The organism is Novosphingopyxis sp. YJ-S2-01 (assembly GCF_016093175.1).
Taxonomy (GTDB): domain Bacteria; phylum Pseudomonadota; class Alphaproteobacteria; order Sphingomonadales; family Sphingomonadaceae; genus Novosphingopyxis; species Novosphingopyxis iocasae.
In genome coordinates this window covers 956,954-979,653 of the sequence record NZ_JAEDAI010000001.1, presented here as the reverse complement: position 1 = coordinate 979,653, position 22,700 = coordinate 956,954, and the positions used below count along the sequence as shown (strand labels likewise).

The 22,700-nt window shown below is 64.4% G+C and carries 23 protein-coding genes; 10 read left to right on the top strand and 13 right to left on the bottom strand.

The features are described from left to right. Positions 1-141 precede the first annotated feature (141 nt). Positions 142-555 carry a PRC-barrel domain-containing protein gene (locus tag I6A82_RS04770; RefSeq protein WP_198093956.1) on the top strand — a complete coding sequence of 138 codons (414 nt, stop codon included), beginning with the start codon at positions 142-144 and terminating at the stop codon, positions 553-555. Here the strand turns inward: I6A82_RS04770 and I6A82_RS04765 are convergent. The 6 genes from I6A82_RS04765 to lnt form a co-directional block, all read right to left on the bottom strand. Continuing rightward, positions 552-1,439 carry an oxidoreductase gene (locus I6A82_RS04765; RefSeq protein WP_198093955.1) on the bottom strand — a complete coding sequence of 296 codons (888 nt, stop codon included), beginning with the start codon at positions 1,437-1,439 and terminating at the stop codon, positions 552-554. The genes I6A82_RS04770 and I6A82_RS04765 overlap by 4 nt on opposite strands. Positions 1,440-1,686: 247 nt before the next feature. Continuing rightward, positions 1,687-2,331 carry a glutathione S-transferase family protein gene (locus I6A82_RS04760; RefSeq protein WP_198093954.1) on the bottom strand — a complete coding sequence of 215 codons (645 nt, stop codon included), beginning with the start codon at positions 2,329-2,331 and terminating at the stop codon, positions 1,687-1,689. Between the two features lie 81 nt (positions 2,332-2,412). Continuing rightward, positions 2,413-3,180, bottom strand: a complete 768-nt coding sequence (locus I6A82_RS04755) for a sulfite exporter TauE/SafE family protein (RefSeq protein WP_198093953.1) — start codon at positions 3,178-3,180, stop codon at positions 2,413-2,415. A gap of 116 nt (positions 3,181-3,296) precedes the next feature. Further along, positions 3,297-4,004: a tRNA (guanosine(46)-N7)-methyltransferase TrmB gene (gene trmB, locus I6A82_RS04750; RefSeq protein WP_198093952.1), complete on the bottom strand. Its 708-nt coding sequence runs from the start codon at positions 4,002-4,004 to the stop codon at positions 3,297-3,299. A 10-nt stretch (positions 4,005-4,014) separates the two neighbouring features. Continuing rightward, a complete protein-coding gene (gene metK, locus I6A82_RS04745) occupies positions 4,015-5,247 on the bottom strand; it encodes a methionine adenosyltransferase (protein ID WP_198093951.1) in 1,233 nt (410 codons plus the stop codon). 54 nt (positions 5,248-5,301) lie between these two features. Then, positions 5,302-6,891, bottom strand: coding sequence for an apolipoprotein N-acyltransferase (gene lnt / locus I6A82_RS04740; RefSeq protein ID WP_198093950.1), 1,590 nt, complete (start codon positions 6,889-6,891; stop codon positions 5,302-5,304). Positions 6,892-7,053: 162 nt separating this feature from the next. Here lnt and I6A82_RS04735 point away from each other — a divergent pair, with 162 nt between their 5' ends. The 3 genes from I6A82_RS04735 to I6A82_RS04725 are packed head-to-tail and all read left to right on the top strand — an operon-like array spanning position 7,054 to position 10,597. Beyond that, a complete protein-coding gene (locus I6A82_RS04735; RefSeq protein WP_198093949.1) occupies positions 7,054-8,313 on the top strand; it encodes a metal-dependent hydrolase family protein in 1,260 nt (419 codons plus the stop codon). Continuing rightward, positions 8,310-9,113: a crotonase/enoyl-CoA hydratase family protein gene (locus I6A82_RS04730; protein ID WP_198093948.1), complete on the top strand. Its 804-nt coding sequence runs from the start codon at positions 8,310-8,312 to the stop codon at positions 9,111-9,113. The genes I6A82_RS04735 and I6A82_RS04730 overlap by 4 nt, the downstream gene beginning before the upstream one ends. Then, complete coding sequence (locus tag I6A82_RS04725) at positions 9,110-10,597, top strand: class I adenylate-forming enzyme family protein (protein WP_198093947.1); 1,488 nt, start codon at positions 9,110-9,112, stop codon at positions 10,595-10,597. The genes I6A82_RS04730 and I6A82_RS04725 overlap by 4 nt, the downstream gene beginning before the upstream one ends. Before the next feature lie 775 nt (positions 10,598-11,372). On the opposite strand, the gene I6A82_RS04720 is transcribed toward I6A82_RS04725, so the two are convergent. The 5 genes from I6A82_RS04720 to I6A82_RS04700 all read right to left on the bottom strand — a co-directional run bounded on the left by I6A82_RS04720 (position 11,373) and on the right by I6A82_RS04700 (position 16,090). Continuing rightward, positions 11,373-12,551 (bottom strand): acetyl-CoA C-acyltransferase, encoded by a 1,179-nt coding sequence (locus I6A82_RS04720; RefSeq protein WP_198093946.1) that lies wholly within the window; start codon positions 12,549-12,551, stop codon positions 11,373-11,375. 119 nt (positions 12,552-12,670) lie between these two features. Continuing rightward, complete coding sequence (locus I6A82_RS04715; RefSeq protein WP_232343291.1) at positions 12,671-13,132, bottom strand: MaoC family dehydratase; 462 nt, start codon at positions 13,130-13,132, stop codon at positions 12,671-12,673. A gap of 137 nt (positions 13,133-13,269) precedes the next feature. Further along, entirely contained in the window at positions 13,270-14,460 is a 1,191-nt protein-coding gene (locus I6A82_RS04710) for a mechanosensitive ion channel family protein (RefSeq protein ID WP_198093945.1), read from the bottom strand. A 91-nt stretch (positions 14,461-14,551) separates the two neighbouring features. Further along, on the bottom strand, positions 14,552-15,940 hold the full coding sequence (locus tag I6A82_RS04705; protein WP_198093944.1) for a putative O-glycosylation ligase, exosortase A system-associated: 1,389 nt from the start codon (positions 15,938-15,940) through the stop codon (positions 14,552-14,554). 6 nt (positions 15,941-15,946) lie between these two features. Continuing rightward, positions 15,947-16,090 carry a hypothetical protein gene (locus I6A82_RS04700; protein WP_198093943.1) on the bottom strand — a complete coding sequence of 48 codons (144 nt, stop codon included), beginning with the start codon at positions 16,088-16,090 and terminating at the stop codon, positions 15,947-15,949. A 97-nt stretch (positions 16,091-16,187) separates the two neighbouring features. On the opposite strand from I6A82_RS04700, the gene I6A82_RS04695 reads away from it, so the two are divergent. Both I6A82_RS04695 and I6A82_RS04690 read left to right on the top strand, forming a co-directional pair. Next, on the top strand, positions 16,188-17,420 hold the full coding sequence (locus I6A82_RS04695; protein ID WP_198093942.1) for a TIGR04063 family PEP-CTERM/XrtA system glycosyltransferase: 1,233 nt from the start codon (positions 16,188-16,190) through the stop codon (positions 17,418-17,420). A 25-nt stretch (positions 17,421-17,445) separates the two neighbouring features. Then, positions 17,446-18,570, top strand: coding sequence for a hypothetical protein (locus I6A82_RS04690; protein ID WP_198093941.1), 1,125 nt, complete (start codon positions 17,446-17,448; stop codon positions 18,568-18,570). Here I6A82_RS04690 and I6A82_RS04685 read toward each other — a convergent pair. Further along, positions 18,567-18,872 (bottom strand): hypothetical protein, encoded by a 306-nt coding sequence (locus I6A82_RS04685; RefSeq protein ID WP_198093940.1) that lies wholly within the window; start codon positions 18,870-18,872, stop codon positions 18,567-18,569. The two genes, I6A82_RS04690 and I6A82_RS04685, sit on opposite strands and share 4 nt — an antisense overlap. Continuing rightward, a complete protein-coding gene (locus tag I6A82_RS04680; protein WP_198093939.1) occupies positions 18,862-19,053 on the bottom strand; it encodes a hypothetical protein in 192 nt (63 codons plus the stop codon). The genes I6A82_RS04685 and I6A82_RS04680 overlap by 11 nt, the downstream gene beginning before the upstream one ends. A 104-nt stretch (positions 19,054-19,157) precedes the next feature. Between I6A82_RS04680 and I6A82_RS04675 the strand changes: the two genes are divergently transcribed. The 4 genes from I6A82_RS04675 (at position 19,158) to I6A82_RS04660 (ending at position 22,689) form a co-directional block, all read left to right on the top strand. After that, positions 19,158-19,784: a S24 family peptidase gene (locus I6A82_RS04675; RefSeq protein ID WP_198093938.1), complete on the top strand. Its 627-nt coding sequence runs from the start codon at positions 19,158-19,160 to the stop codon at positions 19,782-19,784. An 82-nt stretch (positions 19,785-19,866) separates the two neighbouring features. Beyond that, positions 19,867-20,547 carry an MBL fold metallo-hydrolase gene (locus I6A82_RS04670; protein ID WP_198093937.1) on the top strand — a complete coding sequence of 227 codons (681 nt, stop codon included), beginning with the start codon at positions 19,867-19,869 and terminating at the stop codon, positions 20,545-20,547. A 103-nt stretch (positions 20,548-20,650) separates the two neighbouring features. Continuing rightward, positions 20,651-21,289 carry a PilZ domain-containing protein gene (locus I6A82_RS04665; RefSeq protein ID WP_198093936.1) on the top strand — a complete coding sequence of 213 codons (639 nt, stop codon included), beginning with the start codon at positions 20,651-20,653 and terminating at the stop codon, positions 21,287-21,289. Positions 21,290-21,330: 41 nt separating this feature from the next. Continuing rightward, positions 21,331-22,689 carry a M28 family metallopeptidase gene (locus I6A82_RS04660; RefSeq protein ID WP_198093935.1) on the top strand — a complete coding sequence of 453 codons (1,359 nt, stop codon included), beginning with the start codon at positions 21,331-21,333 and terminating at the stop codon, positions 22,687-22,689. Positions 22,690-22,700: the final 11 nt, after the last annotated feature.

The following is a 22,700-nucleotide window of genomic DNA, read 5'->3' as shown; positions in this document are numbered from 1 at the left end:
AGCGTGACGATGTCAACGCCTTTGTACCATTCGGGTTAGTTTCCCCTTTCCCGATAGGGGGAAAAGGCTGCAACCGCGTGCTCCTCTGCGCGTTTTCCTATCGACCGGACTATCCCGGCCCTCTTGCCGAAGGAGAGCGCCATGACCGACGCCGAAACCGCCCCGCAGACCCGTCGCACCCCAGACGATATCCAGCAGCCGCCGCAGCGGCACCACGCCATCACCAGCGACCGTGTGGAGGGCACTGCCGTCTACACCGAGGACGGCGATCATATGGGCCATGTCCATTCGCTGGTGATCGAGAAGGCGGACGGAAAAGTGACCGATATCGTCGTCTCTATCGGCGGATTTCTGGGCCTGGGCGGTGAGCTGCACTCGATCCCCTGGGAAAAGTTCGCCTATGACGTGAACCTGGCCGGTTATCGCCTGGGCCTCAGCAAGCAGGAACTGCGCGACGCCCCCACCTTCACCGACGAAAGCCGCGAGCTGGCGCTCGACATGGCCTATCAGCAACGCGTCTACGATTATTATTCCGTGGCACCTTACTGGTATTAAGCGCCAATCCCGTTAAGTTTGGCGATCGCTTCGGCGGGCAGGTCCAGATTTGCCGCGGCCACATTCTGGCGCAGATGCTCGACCGAGCTCGTGCCCGGGATCAGCACAATATTGGGTGCGCGCTGCAGCAACCAGGCGAGCGCCATTTGCATCGGCGAGGCATCGCAATCGCGCGCCACTTCCTCCAGAGTCTGCGATTGCAGCGGGCTGAAGCCGCCCAGCGGGAAATAGGGGACATAGGCGATGCCGTCTTCGGCCAGCCAGTCGATCAGGGCGTCATCGTCGCGGTGGGCGAGATTATAGGCATTCTGCACGCAGACGATGGGACAGATGCTGCGGGCCTCCTCCACCTGCGCGCGCGTAACCGTGCTGATGCCGATATGCCGCACGAGCCCGCGTTCCTGCAACCGGGCCACGGGCTCCACGAAGCGCGCAACGCTTTCGCCCGTGGGCTCGACGCCGCCTTCGCCTGAACCCATGATGCGCACGTTCACGACGTCCATCGCATCGAGCCCGAGATGTTCCAGATTGTCGCGCAGCCCCTTTTCCAGCGCTTCGGGATCGTTCCAGGGCAGCCACGCGCCCTCCTCGTCACGCTTTGCGCCCAGCTTGGTGACGATCGTCAACCGGTCCGGATAGGGGGCGAGCGCATCGCGGATGATGCGGTTGGTAATGTGCGGCCCGTAAAAATCGCTCGTATCGATATGGTCGATACCGAGCGCCATGGCCTCACGCAGCACCGCTTCGGCGGCCGCGCGGTCCTTCGGCGGCCCGAACACATTGGGCCCGGCAAGCTGCATCGCGCCATAGCCCATGCGGTGAACGGTGCGATCGCCCAAGGTGAACGTGCCCGATCGGGCGACGGCGTGGTCGTTGGAAAGCATCGATATTACTCCTCGGCGGAAGACGGCGGCGATCACCGCGCACGATCAACAGCTGCGGAATTCTCGCATTCGCTGCAGCCTGTGCCGATATAATGACCGCGTGCGCTATCGGTGGCGACAGAAGCGCTCAAACGTTCCTGGCATACGCCATCTTCTCCGGGCTGTTCATTCGGCTGCTTCGGCTGGGCTTGGAAACCCCGCCATTACTTCATGTGATGCCAGCCACCCGAAGCAGGTTACGCCGCCGTCATCCGCCCCGGATTTTCTCCAACGCGCCCCTTTCCCAGGCGATGTTGCCGGCAAAGCTCTTGCGCGCGTGCATGCGCGCGGCGAACGCCTCCACCCGCGGATAATCGGCCAGCGAGCCGCCGCAATGGGCGTAATTCACCAGCGGGCTTGCCACCGCGAGATCGGCCAGGGTCAGCCGCTCGCCCACCAGCCAGTCGCCCTCTTCGGGCATCTGCGTCTCCAGCCAGGCGAGCATGGTCGGCACCGCCTCCTCTTCCGCGCGGGCAGCGGCGGCCTCATCCGCCTCCTGCCGCAGGAAGAGCGGGGCGACGATGCGGTTGAAGAACAGCGGTTGCAGGCTGGCGAAGATTTCCGTGTCCGCCACCTCGTCCCACCACACAGTACGGCCGAGCAGCGCGGGATCGTGCGGGATCAGGCCCACATCGTGCTTGGCTTCCAGATAATGGCAGATCGCGCTGGAATCGGCGAGCGTGAAGCCGTCATCCTCCATCGCCGGGATCTTGCGCAGCGGCGAGGCGGCGAGAAATTCGGGATCGTCCGAGCCCAGCCCCACGGCCTGCAACTCGTAATCGATCCCCGCTTCCCCGCAAAATGCCAGGATTTTGCGCGCATAGGGGGAGAAGGAGGAGCCGTAGATTTTCATGAGCAATAGCCTTTCGATATCCGCCGCTCACGATAGCGCCGGACACCGGCCCGCAACAGTCCTTTGGCTAGGCGCGCGGGCTCAGGATAGTGCGCGCAGCAGCGAGTAGGCGCTGGTCGCGGTCAGCACGATGCCCACCAGCACCAGCATGATCTTGGGGCTGAAGCGCTTTGCCATGATCGCTCCGAAAGGTGCGGCGATGACGCCGCCGATCAGCAGGCCCAGGGTGGCGCCCGCGAAACTCTGAAACCCCAGATGATAGATGAAGGTGGCCGAAACGGTCAGCGTCAGGAAGAATTCCACGCTGTTCACCGTGCCCACCACCTTGCGCGGCTCGGCCCCCTGGACGAGCAGATTGGAGGTGACGACCGGCCCCCATCCGCCCCCGCCCGCGGCATCCAAGAAACCGCCGACGAGGCCGAGCGGCGCGATCACCGTCGCGCTTTTGAGCTTGGGCGGATAAAGCAACCCGCGCACCAACAGCCAGATGCCCATCAGCGCGAGATAGCCCAGCACGAACGGCTTCACCACCGAGGCATCGATACTGGTGAGCAGATAGGCGCCGGTGACACCGCCGATCAGACCGGGCACGAGCAGGCGGAAGAACAGCGGCCATTCCACATTCCCGCTGAGGAAATGGCTGATGCCCGAGACGGCGGTGGTAAAGACCTCCACCACATGCACTTTCGCCGAAGCTTGCGCGGGCGGCAGGCCCAGCACGGCGACGAGCATCGTGTTGGTGATGACGCCGAAGGCCATGCCCAGCGCGCCGTCGATCGACTGGGCAACGAAGCCCACCGCGATGAAGGGAAGCAGGGCGGCGAGATCGAAGCTGCTGAAATCGGGCATCGCGGTGCTTTCACCGGAAGGGATGATGCCGGTGAAATTATCCGCAATCGATCGGGCCGCCTAGCGACGAAATATGTTGCGCGCGAGAAGCTGCGCTTCTCTGTCCGCGCGCCGCCTCAGGCGTGGTCCTCGCGCCGGCGATAGCGGAAATACCAGACCTCGTGCCCCTGCCGCCGGGCCTTCGCTTCGTATCTGGTTTCCGGCCATCCGCCCGGGCGCGTCAGAAAGTCCTTGGGGCTTTGGCACAACCATTCGAAATCGCTGCGGTCTTTCATCACCGACAGCGCGTGGCGCAGATAGACGGGGTGATCGGTTCCGAAGCGAAACTCGCCATTCGGCTTCAGCTTGGCCGCGATCATGTCGACCGGCCCCTTGTTCATCATCCGCCGCTTCGCATGCCTGGCTTTCGGCCAAGGATCCGGATGCAGCAGATAGACGAAGCTGAGCGCGCCGTCGGGCACGCGGGAAAGCACTTCCAGCGCATCGCCATTATGCAGGCGCACATTGGGCAGGCCGCGTTCCTCGATCTGCACCAGCGCGCTGGCGACGCCGTTCACGAAGGGCTCCGCGCCCACGAACACATGGTCGGGCAGCATATCGGCCCGCTCGATCATATGCTCGCCCGAACCGAAACCGATCTCGAAATGCAGCGGCCGGTCCATGCCGGTCAGCGCGCGAGACGTTACCGCGCCTTCATCCGGCACGGATATCTGCGGCAGCAGCTCGTCGATCAGCCGCTGCTGCCGCTCACGCAGGGGTTTGCCCTTGGAGCGGCCATAGAGCCGGTTGAGCGTGGTCGGATCGCCTTCCTTGTAAGCCGTCATGACTGGCGGCTTAGAACTCGGCCTTGAGCTTCTCGGCGAGGTCGGTCTTTTCCCAGGGGAACAGATCACCCTTCACGTCGCGCCCGAAATGGCCATAGGCGGCGCTGGGGCGATAGATCGGCTTGTTGAGGCCCAGATGCGTGCGGATGCCGCGCGGGGTGAGGCGTACGAGCTGCGGCAGCAGCGTTTCCAGCTTCGCCGGATCGACCTCTCCCGTATTGTGCATGTCGACATAGACGGACAGCGGCTCGGCCACGCCGATGGCATAGCTCAGCTGGATCGTGCAGCGCTTGGCAAGCCCCGCCGCCACCACATTTTTGGCCAAATACCGCGTAATATAAGCCGCCGACCGATCGACCTTGGTCGGGTCCTTGCCGCTGAACGCGCCGCCGCCATGGGGAGCCGCGCCGCCATAGGTGTCCACGATGATCTTGCGGCCGGTAAGCCCGGCATCGCCGTCCGGCCCCCCGATCTCGAAGCGACCGGTGGGGTTGACGTGGATCACCGTCTCATCGCTGACGAACCCGTCCGGCAGCACATCCGCGAACACCGAACGGACATAGTCATTGAGCTTGCCATATTTGTCGGCATCGCCCTCGCCATCATGGAAATAATAGCCCGGCGCGTGCTGGGTGGAGACGACCAGCGCCTCGGCGCCGACCGGCTTGCCGTCCACATAGCGCAGCGTCACCTGGCTCTTGCTGTCGGGTTCCAGAAAGTCCGCCGTCCCAGACTTACGGTCGTCCGCCATGCGCGCCAAAATCTTGTGCGAATAATCTAGCGTCGCCGGCATCAGATCCGGCGTCTCGTCACAGGCGAAGCCGAACATGATGCCCTGATCGCCCGCGCCTTCATCCTTGTTGTCCTTGGCATCGACGCCCTGCGCGATCTCGCTCGACTGGCCGTGGAGATAGTTTTCCAGCTCCAGCGTTTCCCAGTGGAAACCGTCCTGTTCGTAGCCGATGTCCTTCACCGTGCCGCGCACCGCCTCTTCGATCTTGGCCACGGCACCGGGTGCCCAGCCGCCCGTCGCAGCATGATCCTTGGCGTCATAAAGCGGCTTGCAGCGGATTTCGCCGGCCAACACAACGCGGTTGGTGGTGGTGAGCGTTTCGCAGGCCACGCGCGATTCGGGATCGTTGGACAGCATCAGATCGACGATGGCATCGGACACCTGATCCGCCACCTTGTCGGGATGCCCTTCGCTAACGCTTTCGGACGTAAAGATATAATCGCTGCGCATGGGAAGACGTCCCTTTCGAGAAAACAGGTATATAAAGAAAGCTTTATATGCGCCTTAGCGACGTGCCCGCGCGCTTGCAATGCCGAGCGCGACGAGCAGTACGCCGCACAGGATGGCAAGCCAGTTGCCGAAGCGCGCGAACCAAGTGGGAGCAAGCGGCGGAGGCAGAAGCGCATCAATCCGCGCCTCTTTTCCTGTCGCCAGCGAAGCCAGCACTCGCCCGTCCGCATCCACCAGTGCGCTGATCCCGGTGGTGGTCGAGCGCACCAGCGGCAGCCCTTCCTCGATCGCGCGCAGCCGTGCCTGCTTCAGATGCTGCGGCGGGCCCCAGGTGCCGAACCAGCCGTCATTGGACGGGTTGAACAGGAAGGCGGGCCGATCGCCCGCGTCCACCACATGGCCAGAAAAAACGATCTCATAGCAGATTTGCACGCCCATTTTGGGATCGCCCGACAGGCTGATCGAGCGCGGCCCCGGCCCCGGATCGAAATCGATCGAACCCGCCACCAGCCGTGACAGGCCAAGCGGCTGCAGAAGCGAGCGCATTGGCAGATATTCGCCATAAGGCACCAGATGCGCCTTGGCGTAGCTGCCCTCGATCGCGCCGGAAGTGCCGATCACGGTGACAACATTTCTAGCACCGCTGAGGCCGGAGGAGCCGATCTCCAGATCCTGCGCGCCGGTGATCAGCCGCCCGCCGGGCACGATCGTCGCGATCCGCGCGCGCGCCAGCTCGGCGGAGGCGCCGTAGGTCGTGTCCATATAATAGCGGCGCGGATAACCGCTTTCGAGATAATCGGGGATCGCGCCTTCCGGCCAGAAAACCATGTCGAACGGCGCCTCGCCGGGCGCAGGCTGAGACAGGCGCGCGAGCCGCTGGAAGAACTCTTCATATCGGCGCGGATCGTTGGCGATGTCCTGCCCGATATTGGGCTGTACGATGGCGATATGCGGCGCATCCTCCGGCAGCGGATCGCTGAACAGGTTCTTTGGCAGGAAGGCGGCGATCAGCATGATCAGGCTGACCACGCCAAGCGCCAGAAACCGCCGATCACGCAGGCCCACCATGCCGATCAGCGCCAGCGCACCCGGTACAATCAGCAGCAGTCCGGAAAAACCATAGGTCCCGACAAACCGTGCGCCGTGCGGCAGCAGGCCGTAATCGACCGTCAGGCTGGAAACCGGATTCCACGGAAAGCCGGTGAACAGCCAGCCGCGCAGCCATTCGGTGAGTGTCCACAACCCGGCAAAGGCCAGCACCAGCGCGACCGGCCGTCCGCGCCCGATCCACCAGGCGCCGAGCGCCGCGAGCGCCGGGTAAACCGCGAGGTAAATCGAAAGCAGAACCACCGCGATCCAGCCCAGCCACGCCGGCATCTCCGCCTGATAGGTGAAGGCGGTGGCGATCCAGTTGAGGCCCAGCACGAACTGCGTGAGGCCGAACAACCATCCGATCAGGAAAACCCGCCGTTTGCCCTCGGCCAGCATCAGCAACCGGATCAGCAAGGCAAAACCGATCACGGGGATCACGAGGAAGGTGAAGGAGGGCGCGAAGCCCCAGGCGGCGAGAAGCCCGGCCAGCGCCGCCAACAGGAAGGGGCGGCGTGCCATCAGGCGATCGGCTGCGGTGTTTGCGCTCTGCATAGCCGCCGCCTCTGCCTCCATCACGAAGCCGCTGGCAAGTCCATTTGCCCGCGCCTCGCTCCGCGCCATTCGCCGGGTATGCGAAGGCCGCTCGGTTGCGCTACGCCTTGAGACAAGCCCCGCGGACGCGATTCGCTTGGCACCAAACAGGAGAGAGACCCCATGAAAGCCCTATTGCTGGCCCTGCCGCTGCTCGGCCTTTCCGCCCCCGCCGCCGCCGAGACCATCCTTGCCGGCAACCTGATCACCGATGCGGCGTCCGATCCGATGGGCCCGGCGACCATCGTGGTGGAAGAAGGCAGGATCGTCTCGATCACCCGCGGCATCGATCGCACCGCCACCGGCGCGGACGTTATCGACCTCAGCGATAAGACGGTGCTGCCCGGCCTCATCGACACGCATGTCCACCTGACCGGCGATCCGGGCGGCGATTTCTGGAAGGAAGCGGTGGAGCCTGCCGAATGGGGCGTGGTCGTGGGCGTGAAGAACGCTGCCAAGACGGTGCGCGCGGGCTTCACCACCGTGCGCGACGTCGGATCGTCCGAAGAGAGCGCGTTCGTGCTACGCCGCGGCACGGCGGAAGGGCTGATCGAGGGGCCCCGCATCCTCGCCTCCGGTCCGGCGCTGTCGATCGTCGGCGGGCATGGCGATGTCAGCGGCTTCACGCCGGAGGTGAACCTGCTGCTCGATCCCGGCTTCACCTGCACCGGCGCGGTGGAGTGCGCCGAAAAGGTGCGGCTCGCCAGCCAGAACGGCTCCGATGTCATCAAGATCACCGCGACCGGCGGCGTGCTGAGCCAGCAAGGCCGCGGGCTGGGCGCGCATTTCTCGCAGGAGGAGATGCGCTCCATCGTCGATACCGCGCATTCGCTCGGCCTCAAGGTCGCCGCCCACGCCCATGGCGCGCGGGGCATCGAGGCGGCGGCGCGCGCAGGGATCGATTCGGTGGAGCACGGCACCTTCGCCGATGAAGCCGCGCTCACCGTCATGAAGGAAAAGGGCACCTATATGGTCCCCACCCTCCTCGCCTTTCGCGGCATTTCCGAAGGGCTGGGCCAGGGCGTCTACACGCCGGTGGTGGAACAGAAGATCCGCATGACGCTCGATCAGGTCGGCAAGGCGATGTCGGGGGCCAAGCGGCTCGGCGTGCCGATCGCGTTTGGCACCGACGCGGGCGTGTTCGCGCATGGCCGCAATGCCGAGGAGTTCGAAATGATGGTGGATGCGGGCATGACCCCGCGTGAGGCGCTGGCCAGCGCCACCACCGTCGCCGCCCGCCTGCTCGACATGGAAAGCCAGATCGGCCGGATCGCACCGGGTTATTCGGCGGACATCATCGCCGTGGACGGCAATCCGCTGGAGGACGCCCGCGCGCTGCAGAATGTCGACTGGGTGATGGTGCGCGGCAAGGTGATGCAGTGACCGGAGCCGAGCCCGCCGCCGTCCGCAGCGACATCGACGGGCCGATCGTCACCATCACCGTCGATCGGCCGGACAAGCGCAACGCCGTCGACGGCCCCACCGCCCGCGCGCTGCGCGAGGCGTTCGAAGCGTTCGAGGCGGACGATGATCTGGACGTCGCGGTGCTCACCGGGGCGGGCGGCCACTTCTGCGCGGGTGCGGACCTTGCCACGGTGGGCGACAAAGAGCGCGGCAATCATGTGGAAGAGACCGGCCACGCCGCCGGGCCGATGGGGCCGACGCGCATGGTCTTTTCCAAGCCCGTGATCGCCGCGATCGAAGGCTATGCGGTCGCAGGCGGGCTGGAGCTGGCGCTGATGTGCGACCTGCGCGTGGCCGCCGAGGAATCGGTGCTCGGCGTGTTCTGCCGCCGCTGGGGCGTGCCGTTGATTGACGGCGGCACGGTGCGTCTGCCGCGCATCGTCGGGCAAAGCCGCGCGATGGATCTGATTCTGACCGGACGTCCTGTCACCGCTGCCGAAGCGCTGGATATGGGACTGGTGAACCGCATGACGCTGCAGGGCAAGGCGCTGTCCGAGGCGCAGGAGCTGGCGCGCCAGATCGCCGCCTTCCCGCAGGGCTGTCTGCGCGCCGACCGCGCTTCCGCTTTGGCGCAATGGGATCTGCCGCTGCCCGACGCGCTCGCGGCGGAAGGTGCGGGCGGCTTCCCCATCGTCGCGGCCGAGGCGATCGCGGGCGCAAAACGCTTCGCCGAGGGCGCGGGCCGCCATGGCAGTTTCGAGCGGGAGGATGAGGAATGACCGCCCCCACCGCGCGCGATCTGATCCGCCGCGGCGCGCGCCAGCATGCCCACCGCACCGCCTTCCACTTCGGCGGGCAGGATGTGAGCGTCGCCGAGGCCGACCGGCGATCGAACCGCTTGGCCCATGCGCTGGCCGCCAAGGGCGCGGGCCATCATGCGCGCGTCGCGATCCTGCTCGACAACGGGCTGCATTCGATCCCGCTCGATTTCGCCTGCGTGAAGGGCGGCATCAACCGCGTGCCGCTGAACGGGCGCCTGTCCGAGGACGAGCATGCGCGGATGCTGGAGAATACCAGCTGCGATATGCTGGTCCACGGCACCGAACATGCCGCGCGGGCCAAGGCACTGGCGGCGCGGCGGGCGGGGCTGACGCTGCTCTCGGTTGACGATCTGCTGGCGATGGACGTGGCCGAGACCGAGCCCGACGTGCCCGTGCAGCCGAACGACATCATCCTTACCCTCTTCACCTCGGGCACCACCGGCACGCTGAAGGCCGCGCAGCACACGCAGGCGAGTTATGCCGCCATCTGCCGCAACCTGATGCTGAACCTGATCGATATCCGGCCGGGCGATGTGATGATGCACGCAGCCTCGCTGATCCACGCGAGCGGCGTGTTCGTGATCCCTTATTGGCTGCGCGGCGGCACTTCGGTGATCTTGCCCGGCTTCGATCCCGCCACCTATCTCGCCGATCTGAAGCGCCACCGGGCCACCGCGATCAATCTGGTGCCGACGATGCTGCAGATGCTGCTGCAGCAGGATGCGTTTCAGGACGATTATCCGGACCTGCGCCAGCTGATCTACGGTGCCTCCCCCATGCCGCGCCCGGTGATCGAGGCGGCGATGGCCGCCTGGGGCCGCGACAAGTTCTGGCAATATTACGGGCAGACCGAATGCCCGCTCTGCCTTGCCGTGCTGCGCCCGGAAGATCATGAAGGCGATCGCCTGTCCGCCTGCGGCCAGCCCGCGATCGATATGGCCATCCGCCTGATCGACGAGCAAGGGAACGACGTGGCCGAGGGCGAACCGGGCGAGATCGCGGTGCGCGGCCCGTCGATGATGGCGGGCTATTACGACGCGCCGGATCTGAACGCGGAGATGTTCACGAGCGACGGCTGGCTGCGCACCCGCGACATCGGCCAGTTCGACGCCGACGGCTTCCTCTATTTGCGGGACCGTACGTCCGACATGATCGTGACCGGCGGCTATAATGTCTATCCGCGCGAGGTGGAGGACGCCCTGATGGCGCACCCCGCCGTGAGCGAATGCGCGGTGATCGGCCTGCCCGACGACAAATGGGTGGAAGCGGTGACCGCCACCGTGGTGCTCAGCGATGAGGTTTCGGATGAAGAGCTGATCGCCTTCGTGGGCGAACGCCTCGCCGGCTACAAGAAACCCCGCCGCATCCTGCGCATCGAAGCCGTCCCCAAAACCGCCATCGGCAAGATCGACCGCAAGGTGCTGCGCACGCGGTTCGGGTAGGCAAACATGAAAATCATCGCCGAAGAATCCTGAAGCGCGGACCTGGGCTTTAGTCCTAATTACCGACTTACTAAATCCCGGCAGATGGAGGGCGCGGTGGTGGTGGCTGCGGCGGTGTCAGCGCGGCAGGTGGGGGTTTGATACGAAAGAATTGCACTTTTCGAAAGTAGCCGAGGGCTCGGTCGCAGCTAATCTTCGTGTCGCATCGAGCAAAAAGGTTCAGCGCGACTCCATGACGTTGGTCTACTGCCACATGGACAAAAACTCTGAAGGGTTTCGGTTCTCCACGGCGTTCACTGGGTCCATGGCGGTAGAGGCCAATCACTCCATTCTTTCCGGCGATTATCTCGCGGGTGATTTTGCAGGCTTCATGCGACGGGCTACATTCAGGCGGTCCGCTGTAATATCCAAAGTCAGTGCTGATTATCGCATCTGTGGAGCGGAACTCTTCCACCTTGCTGTCGATACCACTTACATCTTGCCGGACGTACTCTGGCGGTAATTCAAGCGTATAATCGTAAGCGATCGGAGTATCGCTGCGGATAATATCTGACTCGTCACACGAGACGGTGAAAACGCTCAGCGTGCACGCTAAGACCATTATTGGCGACAATTTCATAGTAATTGAACGGCGATACCAAGAAAGCGCTCCAGCAAAACAATATTGCCCACTTTCACTAAGCGAAAAATGCCTAGCAAGGCGATTATGGCATTCATAAAAAAAGCGGCCGGATCGTCTCCGGCCGCCCTTTCGCGTTACATCGAACCCTCAGGCTCAGAGAACCTCGAACAGTCCTGCCGCGCCCATGCCGCCGCCGACGCACATGGTGACGACGACATATTTCGCGCCGCGGCGCTTGCCTTCGATCAACGCGTGGCCGGTGCAGCGGGCGCCCGTCATGCCGTAAGGGTGGCCGATCGAGATCGAGCCGCCGTTGACGTTCAAGAGGTCATTGTCGATGCCCAGCTTGTCGCGGCAGTAGAGCACCTGCACCGCGAACGCCTCGTTCAGTTCCCAAAGGCCGATATCGTCTACCTTGAGGTCGAACCGCTCGAGCAGCTTGGGGATCGCGAAGACCGGGCCGATACCCATTTCGTCGGGCTCGGTGCCCGCAACCGCCATGCCGACATAGCGGCCGAGCGGGGTGAGGCCCTTCTTTTCGGCAACCTTGGCTTCCATCAGGATGCTGGCGGAGGAACCGTCGGACAGCTGCGACGCGTTGCCCGCGGTGATGGTGGTGCCTTCGCCCATCACCGGCTTCAGGCCGTTCAGGCCTTCGAGCGTGGTCTGCGGACGGTTGCCTTCGTCCTTGTCGATAGTGATCTCGACATCGGAAACCTCGCCCGTTTCCTTGTCCTGCACCTTATGGGTGGTGGTGACGGGCACGATCTCGTCGTCGAACAGGCCCTGCTCCTGCGCCTTCGCGGTGCGCATCTGGCTGTTATAGGCATACTCGTCCTGCGCTTCGCGGCTGATGCCGTAGCGCTGGGCCACCGTCTCGGCGGTTTGCAGCATGGGCATATAGACGGCGCCGTGCATCGCGATCAGCTCCGGATCGGGCATCACGCGCATTTCCTTGGTCTGGACGAGCGAGATGCTCTCCTGACCACCGGCGGCGACCACATCCATGCGATCGGTGATGATCTGCTTGGCGGCGGTGGCGATCGACATGAGGCCCGAGGAGCACTGGCGATCGATCGTCATGCCGGACACGCCGATCGGGCAGCCGGCGCGCAGCGCGACCTGGCGGGCAAGGTTGCCGGCCTGCGTGCCCTGCTGCAGCGCGCTGCCCCAGACCACATCCTGCAGCTCTCCGGCTTCGATCCCGGCACGCTCGATCGCGGGGGCCAGCGAGTAGGAACCGAGCGTCGGCCCCTTGGTGTCGTTGAACCCGCCCTTATAGGCGCGCCCGATGGCGGTGCGGGCGGTGGAAACGATGACGGCGTCACGCATGAAATGATCCTTTTTTTAGGTTCCCCTTCCCGCCGGCGGGAAGGGTTAGGGTGGGAATGTGGGGGAAGCGTCTTAGGCAGACCTACCCCTGGACCCTCCCACAAGCGGGAGGGGAGCGTTCAAACGAAAAACTGGCTGATCCATTCGGCGATGAGCGCGGGCTTGTCCTGCCCTTCGATCTCTACCGTGAAATCGAGCACCTGCTGCCACTGGCCGGGGCGCTTTTCTTCCAGATCGACGAGCTTGAAGCGCCCGCGCACCTTCGATCCGGAGCGCACAGGGGTGAGGAAACGAACTTTGTTGCCGCCGTAGTTGATGCCCATTTTCACGCCCTCGGGCCGCGGCATGTCGGTTTCGGCGACGAGCCGCGGGAACAGCGAAAGCGTCAGGAAGCCATGGGCAATGGTGCCGCCAAAGGGCGTCATCTTAGCGCGCTCGGGATCGACATGGATGAACTGATGATCGCCCGTCGCCTCTGCGAACTTATCGATCATGTCCTGATCGACCGTGATCCAGGGCGATACGCCCAGTTCCTGGCCGATCAGTTCCTTCATCTTGTCGGCTGCCATCGCCTGGGTCATGCTCTCTCCTTCAACGGGTATGGCGAACCATGGCGCGTTTCCGCCCGTTTCTCAAGCAAAACGGGGTGCCGTTACGGCAAGCGAGCGCGGGGGTGAGCCAAGCCGAGAGAGCCGCCAGCCGGAGGCGGGGCCAGCGCTCAGGCCCCGCTCGATCCTTCGATCTGCTGCACCGGCTGAACCTTCGGATAGGGCATGATCATTTCGCCGTCGGGCGCAGCGGTGAAGGTGGTCTGCGTGGGATAGGCGAACTCCAGCCCTTGCTCTCCGAAACGCTTGTAGATCGTCATGCCGATGCGGTGGCGCATGTCGTAGAAGGCGGCGTAATCGGCCGCGCCGTCGAACTCCACCTCGTAATCGATCGAGCTGTCGCCGAAGCCGACGAAGCCTGCGCGCACGAAAGTGCCGCCCTCGGCCTCGACGATTTCCTGCAGCAGATCGGGCACCGCGCGCGCCTGATCCGGCGGGGTCTGGTAGATCAGCGTAATCCCGAATTTCGCGCGCCGGTGTGGGCGGCGGGTGACATTGTCGATCTTCTTGTCGAGCAGATTGGCGTTGGAGATAATCATCTCTTCGCCGGTAAAGGCGCGGATACGCGTGGTCTTGAGGCCGATTTCCTCCACCGCGCCGGTCACATTGTCGAACGCGATGGTATCGCCCTTGGAAAAGGGCTTGTCGAAGATGATCGCGATGGCCGCGAACAGATCGGAAAAGATGCCCTGCGCGGCCAGACCGATGGCGATGCCGCCGACGCCCAGACCCGCGATCAGACCGGTGACGTCCACGCCCAGATTACCCAGGATCACGACCAGCGCGATGGCAAAAATGATGAAGGTGACGAAGATGTGGATCAGCTTCATCGCGCTGTCGAGCGTCTCATGCGTATCGTCATTGGTATGGCTGCGCCGTTCGATGAAGCCGATGATCAACTCGCGCACCCAGATCGCGATCTGCAGCACCACCGCGATGGTGAAGATGAAGCCTACCGTCTTCTCCAGCCAGGCAGGCGCATTGGCATAATTCACCACCAGTTCGGCGGCGATCATGAAGCGGAAGGTACGCGTGGTCTTCGAAATCGTGCGGCCCAGGATCACGCGATAGCCGGTCAGATCGTCATTGCTGCGCACATAGCGCGCGCCGAAGCGCTTGATCGCGGACAGGATGACATAGAGCAGCACGGCCACGGCCAAGCCGATCAGCACCTCAACCCAATGGAGCTGGAACCATTGCAGCGTCGATTCGAAATAATCGGTCACCTGGTTCCACGCTTTGGACAAGTCGGCCTTGTCCGCGATCGGTTTGGGTGACTTCACATCGATCTTCGCCGTCATCTACAAACGCTCCTTCTTGGCCCTCGCGGGCCGGTTCGGGCGCGGAGATAGGAACGAGGCTCGGCCTTGTCCAACTTAGCCTAAGTTTACTTCAGGCGGGCGCGGGGGCGGCCTTCGGCCGGGCGGCGGGTGCCATCATCGGCCGGAACCCCTGTTCCCTGCGGCGGCGCGCCAGATAGGTGTCGAGGCCGATCTGCATGGCGATGAGCATGTAGATGAAGGGCTGATAGGCGATGCCGACGAACAGCGATCCGGTCAGATAGACCATCTGCCCGTTCTGCAGCGCTTGGGCGAGCGGGGCGATCCAGCGCTCGCCCTCTTTCTCGCTATGCCGGTATCGCCGCCGCACCATCTCCATGCGCCAGACCCCGCCGACATGGATGATCAGCCAGAGCGCCAAGCCGAACCAACCCTGTTCGCCCAACATCTCGAAATAGCTGGAATGATAGGCGCGGCCTTCGTCCACCACCTCCTTCACCTCGACATTGCCAGTGTCGAAGCCGTTGGCGTCCATCATCGGCAATTCGTAACGCAGCTTGTTCTGGCGATAGGCATCGAAGCCGCCGCCGCCGGGGTGCGCCTTCACATATTCAAGCGTCCACGCCCACACGGCGAGACGCGTGGAAGCGGATTCGTCCTGATCGTAATTCTGGATGGTCTCCATCCGCTCGCTGAAACTGGACGGCAAGAAGGGAATAGCCGCCAGCCCGAGCAGGGCAGCACCGCCGAGATACAGGAACTTGTAGCGCGAGAAGCGCAGCGAGAGGATGTACAGCACGCCCAGGCAAACCAGGCCCGTGCGCGCCTGCGTGCCGATGGGGATCAGGATGCAGGCAAAGGTCAGCGCGATGGCAAACAGGCGCATCGCCAGCCGCCAGCGCTTGTCGTCGGACGGAAAGATCGTGCCGTGCTGCGCAATCCACCAGACCAGCGGGATCACCGCTATGGACACACAGCTGATGATCGATCCTTCATAGAGGCCGCTATTGTCTTCCACCAGGATGACGAGCGCGCCGTAGCCGCCGCCGGACAGCACCGTCTTGATACCCCCGTTCACCACCAGCGCGGCCAGCGACAGCGTCATGGTGAGCGCCAGCGCCTCGATCCTGAGACGGGTGCGCAAGGTGAGCGGCAGGAAGATCGCGAACACCATCGCCTTCCACACCCAGTCCCATTTTTCGAGCGCGGCCTGCGGCACATCGGCGGTGAGTGTGGTGTATCCCGAATAAGCCAGCAGCACGAGCATGCACATCTGCCGGACGGAAAAGCGCGCGTCCTTCTTTCCGCCGTCCATCAGAAAACCGAACAGCGCGAAGGCAAAGACGATCAGCGAGACCGGAATCGAGTTCAAAAGAAAATAGCTGAGCCGCTGCGGCGCGACGATATCGATATAGGCGTAGATCAGAGTGAACAGGAACGGCTTGCGCAGCCCGAACAGCAGGAACAGCCCGAGGAAGCCCAGAAGATAGAGATCGCGCACCGCCCGTCAGTGCCAGCGACTGGGCGGAGCGGCGCCCTCCGCCGTCTCCTGCGCTGCCGACTCATCATCGAGGTCCGGCCGATGCAGCAGCCGCCAGAAGGCGAGCAGCAGCAAGCCGTGGCTCAGCAGAATGGAGAAATGGTCGATCATCGGCGGCGGTGCGCGCAGGCTCCCTGGACTATGCCTTCAGCGCCTAGCCGCTTTGGGTTGACGGCCCGTTAAGGCTTTTGCGCCATCAGCGGGCTCTATGGCGCGCATTCTTCACGTCCTCGATCACAGCCTGCCGCTCCACAGCGGCTACACTTTCCGCACCCGTGCGATCATGAAGGCGCAAGAGCGGGCCGGATGGCAGGTGGCCGGGCTCACCGGCCTGCGACATGGGGCCAATGGCGGCGGTGCGGGCGAAGAGGCTGAAATTCATGAAGGCCTGCGCTTTTACCGCACACCCGGCCATACTTCCCTGCCCTCGCCCATGCGCGAATTTCGCGAGGTTGCGATGCTGGCGGACCGCATCGTGCAACTGCATCGCCGATGGCCATTCGATATCATCCACGCGCATTCACCCGTCCTCGACGGTCTGGCCGTACAGCGCGCGGCACAGCGCCTTGGGCTGCCGTTCGTCTACGAACTCCGCGCTTTTTGGGAAGACGCCGCCGTCGGCAATGGCACGGGCACCGAGGGCAATGCGCGGTACCGCCTTATCAAGGCGCTGGAGACGCGCGTCGTGCGCCACGCCGATGCGGTCGCGGTCATCTGCGAGGGCCTGCGCAGCGATCTGATCGCGCGCGGTATCGATCCGCAAAAAATCACCGTTTCCCCCAATGGTGTCGATCTCGACCTGTTCGGCACGCCGCCGCGCCGCGATGCCGCACTGGCGAGCCGCCTGCTGCTGGACGACGGGCCGGTGATCGGATTTATCGGCAGTTTTTACGATTATGAAGGCATCGATACGCTGATCGACGCGCTAGGCCCTCTGCGAGAGCGGGTGCCTGGCACGCAGCTGCTGCTGGTGGGCGGCGGCCCGTGCGAACAGGTGCTGCGCGCCCGGGCGCTGGGATCGAACGCGTCCAGGGCGATCCGCTTCGTCGGCCGCGTGCCGCATGAGGAAGTGGAGCGCTATTACAGCCTGATCGACGTGCTGGTCTATCCGCGCAAGCGCATGCGCCTGACCGAGCTCGTCACCCCGCTGAAGCCGCTGGAGGCCATGGCGCAGCGCCGTCTCGTCGCCGCGTCCGATGTTGGCGGGCACCGCGAACTCATCGACCATGGACGCACCGGCACCCTGTTTGCAGCGGATGATCCAAACGCGCTGGCCGGCGCGGTTGCGAAGCTCCTCCGCGATAGGGAAAGCTGGGAAGCGCGGCGCGACACCGCGCAGGCTTTTGTAAGGGCCGAGCGCGACTGGGCGGCCAATGTTCATCGTTACGATCCCGTTTACCATTCGCTGTTAAAGCGACCGGACATAGGCTGCGCAGCCTGAGGAAAGCGCGCGATTCGGGGGCGGTATGACACTCAAACGACATCACTGGACGATCCCTGCGGCGCTTGCCGCGGGCTGCGCCGCCGCTGCCGTCACCGTACTGATCCCCATTGCAGTGATCGAGAACTTTACCGCATCGAGCGGTCTTTCCGAGATTATCCCGCAAACCGCCCCGCCGCTGGGGACCACCGCGCGCATCGGCATTGCCTTTGTGGCCGCGGTCGTCGTTGCCGGCATCGTGCTCGCCCTGATCGGCAACGGCGCGCCCGCGCATCGCGGAACGAAGGAACCCAAGTCCATGGCCAGCATATCTTTCCGGCGTTTCCCCCGGTTTACCGGGATTCGCCGCTCGACCATCGACACCCCGGCAGGCGGAAATTCGCAAGGCTGGTTTGCCCGCCTGAAGTCCAAATTGGATGCGCTGGCCGGACGCGAAAGCGGTGTTCCGGCAATTCGCGAGTTTGACGATCTTCCCAAGCTCAAGCGGGCGGACCGGCACCCCGACGCACCGCCGCGCCCTCCGATCCGGGCGAACACCGATCTTGGCGAGCATTTCGATGCAGACGAACGGGCGGTCCCGGCCTGGGAGCAGCCGGCACAGGTCGCGGCAAGCGCTGCGCCGGTACAGGAAGACCTTCCCCGCCCCGTCCCCGCCGCCCCGCGCCTGCCCGAAGGCGGCCGCCCGCTCGGCGCTGCCTTCATGGCCGATGCGCGCGATGAGCAAAGCAGCCCTGCCGCTGCCGAGGACAAGGCCATGTCCGACAGCGGTGTACCGTATGCCGATCTCGATCTGGACGACCTGATCGACCGGCTGGAAGCGCGGCTACGCACCCGTGCAGAGCGCGCATCGGAGAAAACGCCGGTCGCCGAAGAGCCAGCCATCGAACCGGAGCAGGAAGAGCGCAAGCAGCCGGCCGAGACCGAAACGGCCGCAGCGCCTCCTGCCGAACCGGAAGTGACCGAAGAACGAGCCGTGCCGGAACCTGCGCCGGCGGAACCGACCGTCCAGCAGGGAGAGGACAGTTTGCCGCCGCTCGCGCCGCGTCCGGTCCAGGCCGTGCCCAAGGCAAACGAACCGCAGGACGAGATGGACGAGGCCCTGCGCGCTGCGCTGGAAACGCTTGAGCGGATGAACCGCCGCAGCGCTTAGGCCTGAGCGATCAGCAAGGCTTCCACCAAAATCGCATCCCGCTCCGTTCGCGCGGCAATCTCCGCCACCAGATAACGGATCACGCCAAAATCGGCCTGCTCGATCCGCGCGCACAGCTCCGCATTGTCGTGCCCGCCACCCCCACCGGGCCGCATGGTGATACGCAGGCGCAGGCCATCGAAGGTGGCGCTGGCCCAAGGGCGCTCGCCCGCTCGCACGATCGTCCAGCCCGGCCCTGCCAGATCGAGCAGCTGGCGAACGAACCGCCCTGCGCCGCGGCTGAGAAGCGCTTCATGCCGCACTATGCTTCTCCCGCTCGGCCTCGATGAAAGCGACTACGCGCGCTGCGGTGCGCTCCCGCACTTCGCGGCCATTGCGCAGATCCTGCACGAACCGCGGATCGCGCACCGCCAGACGGCCGAATTTGGTCGGCGGCATATCCATTTCCCGCAAAAAGCGCTCCACCAGCCGTCCGATATGCATCGCGCAATCCTCCTTTGCTAGAATCGATGTTCTTTATATGTTCCAGCTTGTTCCTTTCGAAATCCTACTTGTCTAGGATTTTTCCTATCGTTATATTGTGGGGCATGGACGGCAGCGAACAACGCCGCGCGCTGGCGCGGCTGATCGAGGAAAAGGGCGGCGATTATGCTGGCCTCTCGCGCCTGATTGGCAAAAATCCGGCTTATATCCAGCAGTTCATCAAGCGCGGCAGTCCCCGGCGGCTGGCCGAGGACGACCGCCGAACGATCGCCGAGTTTTTCGGCGTGGATGCCGCGCGGCTCGGCGGACCGCCTGCTACGGCGCCCGCGTTTCTTGCCGTCGACCGGCTCGATATCGGTGCCTCGGCGGGCCCGGGCGCGGCGGTCGATCATGAAAGCCCCAAGGGCGCGGTAAGCTTCGATCCCAAAATGCTGCGCGGGCTGGGCGTGCGCGCCGAAGACGCCTCCATGATCAGGGTGCGCGGCGACAGCATGGAGCCCACGCTGATGGACGGCGACGAGATCCTGGTGGACCGCACGCCGCGTGCCTGGCGCGACGGCATCCACGTCATCCGCGTGGACGGAGACCTGATGGTGAAGCGCCTCTCCCGCGTGCCGGGGGGCGGCGTGCTGATCTCCTCGGACAACAAGGCGGTGCCGAGCCTGGGCGAACGCCCGCTCGATACGGTCGACGTTGTCGGCCGCGTGCTATGGGTGGGCCGCAAGCTATAGCGCTGCGAATGCACAATCGCATTCGATCCCGTGCACTGACGTGCCCTTGCATCGCGCGCGGGCTCCGGCCACATCTAGGGCCATGGCCAACGTCACTTCGAACCCCGCCCCCACGCCCCCGCTCAAGGCCGCGATGATCCCGGTCACGCCGCTGCAGCAGAACTGTTCGCTGATCTGGTGCACCGCCACCAACAAGGCCGCGCTGGTCGATCCGGGCGGCGACCTCGACAAGCTGAAGGCAGCGGTGAAGCAGGCCGGTGTGGAGTTGGAGAAAATTCTCATCACCCACGGCCATGCCGATCATTGCGGCGAGGCGGGCAAGCTTGCCAAGGAACTGGGCCTGCCGATCGAGGGGCCGCATGAAGCGGACCGGTTCTGGATCAGCCGGCTGGACGATGACGGCCCGCGTTTCGGCTTGGACAGCGCCCCGTTTGAGCCCGACCGCTGGCTGGTCGACGGCGACAAGGTCACCGTCGGCGATCTGACGCTGGACGTCTACCATTGCCCCGGCCACACGCCCGGCCATGTCGTCTTTCACCACCCCGAATCCAAGCTCGCCATCGTCGGCGACGTGATTTTTGAAGGGTCGATCGGCCGCACCGACTTCCCGATGGGCAACCATCAGGATCTGATCGACGCGATTACCGGCAAGCTCTGGCCGCTGGGCGACGACACCACCTTCATCCCCGGCCATGGACGCCCCAGCCAGTTTGGCCGCGAGCGTCAGAGCAACCCCTTTGTCGGCGACGCTGCGCTGGCGTGATGATCTAGCGGCGCGCAAACAGGGCGAACGCTGCAACGAAGAATTAACCGGGCGCTTGGTAAATGGATGCCAAGGGAATGGGATTTTTGCAGAGTAAAGGCGGATGACGCAGGCCATACGCGGCATATTGGTCGAGGAAGGCGCCGAACATTCGGAGACCGAAGAGCGGCGTTCGAATGAACGGCACCGGGTGGTGTTTCGCACGGCCAAGCTGCTGCTGGAAGATCATGACTGCTTCTGCATCATGCGCGATATTTCCAGCGCTGGCATGAAGCTGCAAACCTTTGGGCCGATGGACGGCATCGATGTGATCGACATCGAATTTCTCGGTGGTCGCACGCTGCGCATGCATAAAAGGTGGGAGCGGGACGGCTTCTGCGGCTTTCAATTCGAAGCGCCCATCGACATCGCCAGCGTGATCGCGCTGCCACATGGCGAACGCGAGCGTCGCGCACAGCGGCTGCGCATGAACTTTCCCGCCGCGATCGAAGTGGATGGAGAGGTTTTTCAGGTGCGGCTGCACGACATTTCGTTGGCCGGTGCCAAGATCGGCATCGACAAGCGACTGCGGGCGTCTGCACCGCTGCGTATCGCGATCGACGGCATCGGGCGCAAGCGCGCCGATGTGCGCTGGTGGCGGCAGGGTTTTGCGGGCCTCCATTTCCACGCTCCGCTCGCCTTCAACGAACTGGCCGCATGGTCCGCGCAGCTGCCGACCGATTGGAGCGAAGAGAGCGAATAGCGCATTTGGCGGCGCAGGCGATCTGCGCTAGGCCGGGCGCCATGAACAAAGCCCTCCTTGCGCCCGCCCTTTTCCTCTCAACCACCATCCTTGCTGGAGCCGCCTCGGCCCAATCCTCTGCCTCGGTAGAATCCACCGCGCCGGATCCGCAGGAGCTGCGCCGGAGCGTGCAGACTCTCGTCGATTTCGGCACCCGCCACACGCTGTCCTCTGCCACCGACCCGAAGCGCGGCATCGGCGCCGCGCGCGCTTGGGCGGCGCAGCGGCTGCGCACCATCTCGAAGGATTGCGGCGGCTGTATCACGGTGGAAACCATCGGTGAAAGCGTGACCGGCGATCGCGCGCCGGATGGCGTGCGCGTGGAAGACGTGCTCGGCATTCAGCGTGGCACGGGCGATCCGAACCGCGTCGTCATCGTGCAGGGACATATCGACAGCCGCGTCAGCGATGTGATGAACATCACGGACGACGCGCCCGGCGCCAATGACGATGCCTCGGGCGTCGCTTTGGTGCTGGAGGCCGCGCGCCTTCTTTCGAAGGAGAAGTTCGACGGCACCATCGTCTACGCCGCGCTGTCCGGCGAAGAACAGGGCCTCTACGGCGCTGAGATCCTGGCGAAGACCGCCGAAGAGCGCGATTGGACCGTCTCCGCCGTCCTCAACAATGATGTCGTGGGCAATAGCACCGGCATCGGGGGACAGCATGTGGCGGATAAGGTGCGTGTGTTCTCCGAGGGCATCCGCGCCGCCGCGGACGAACAGGGCATCGCCGTGCAGCGCGCGATCGGCGGAGAGGACGACAGCCCCTCCCGGTCGCTGGCCAAGGCGATCGACCGCATTTCCACCGCTGCGCCGGGCCGCCTCGAAGTGCTCGCGATCCGCCGTCCGGACCGCTTTCGCCGCGGCGGGGACCACATTCCTTTCCTGAAGCGCGGCTATCCCGCCGTGCGCTTTTCCGAAGTGGCCGAACATTACGACTATCAGCATCAGGATTTGCGCACCGAAAATGGCCGGGAATATGGCGACACTATCGACAAGATGGACTTTGACTATCTCGCGCGCGTCACCGCGTTGAATGTGGACGTGATCCGCGAGCTGGCGAGCGCGCCTGCCGCCCCCGCCAAGGTAGAGATCGAAGGCGCGGTGAGCGCGGATACGACGGTCAATTGGACGCCCGTGAAAGGTGCCGCGGGATATCGCGTCCACTGGCGCCCCGCGAACGAGATGGCCTGGGCCGAAGCGATCGACCTGCCCGCCGGGCAGACCGAAACGGTGCTGAAGGGCGTCATCATCGACAACAACTTCTTCGGCGTGTCCGCGCTGTCGGACAGTGGCGCGGAAAGCGTCGTCACCTTTGCCGGCATGCCCGGCGGCAGCGGTGCGAACGGGGCCGCGGAATAAGCCACCAGCCC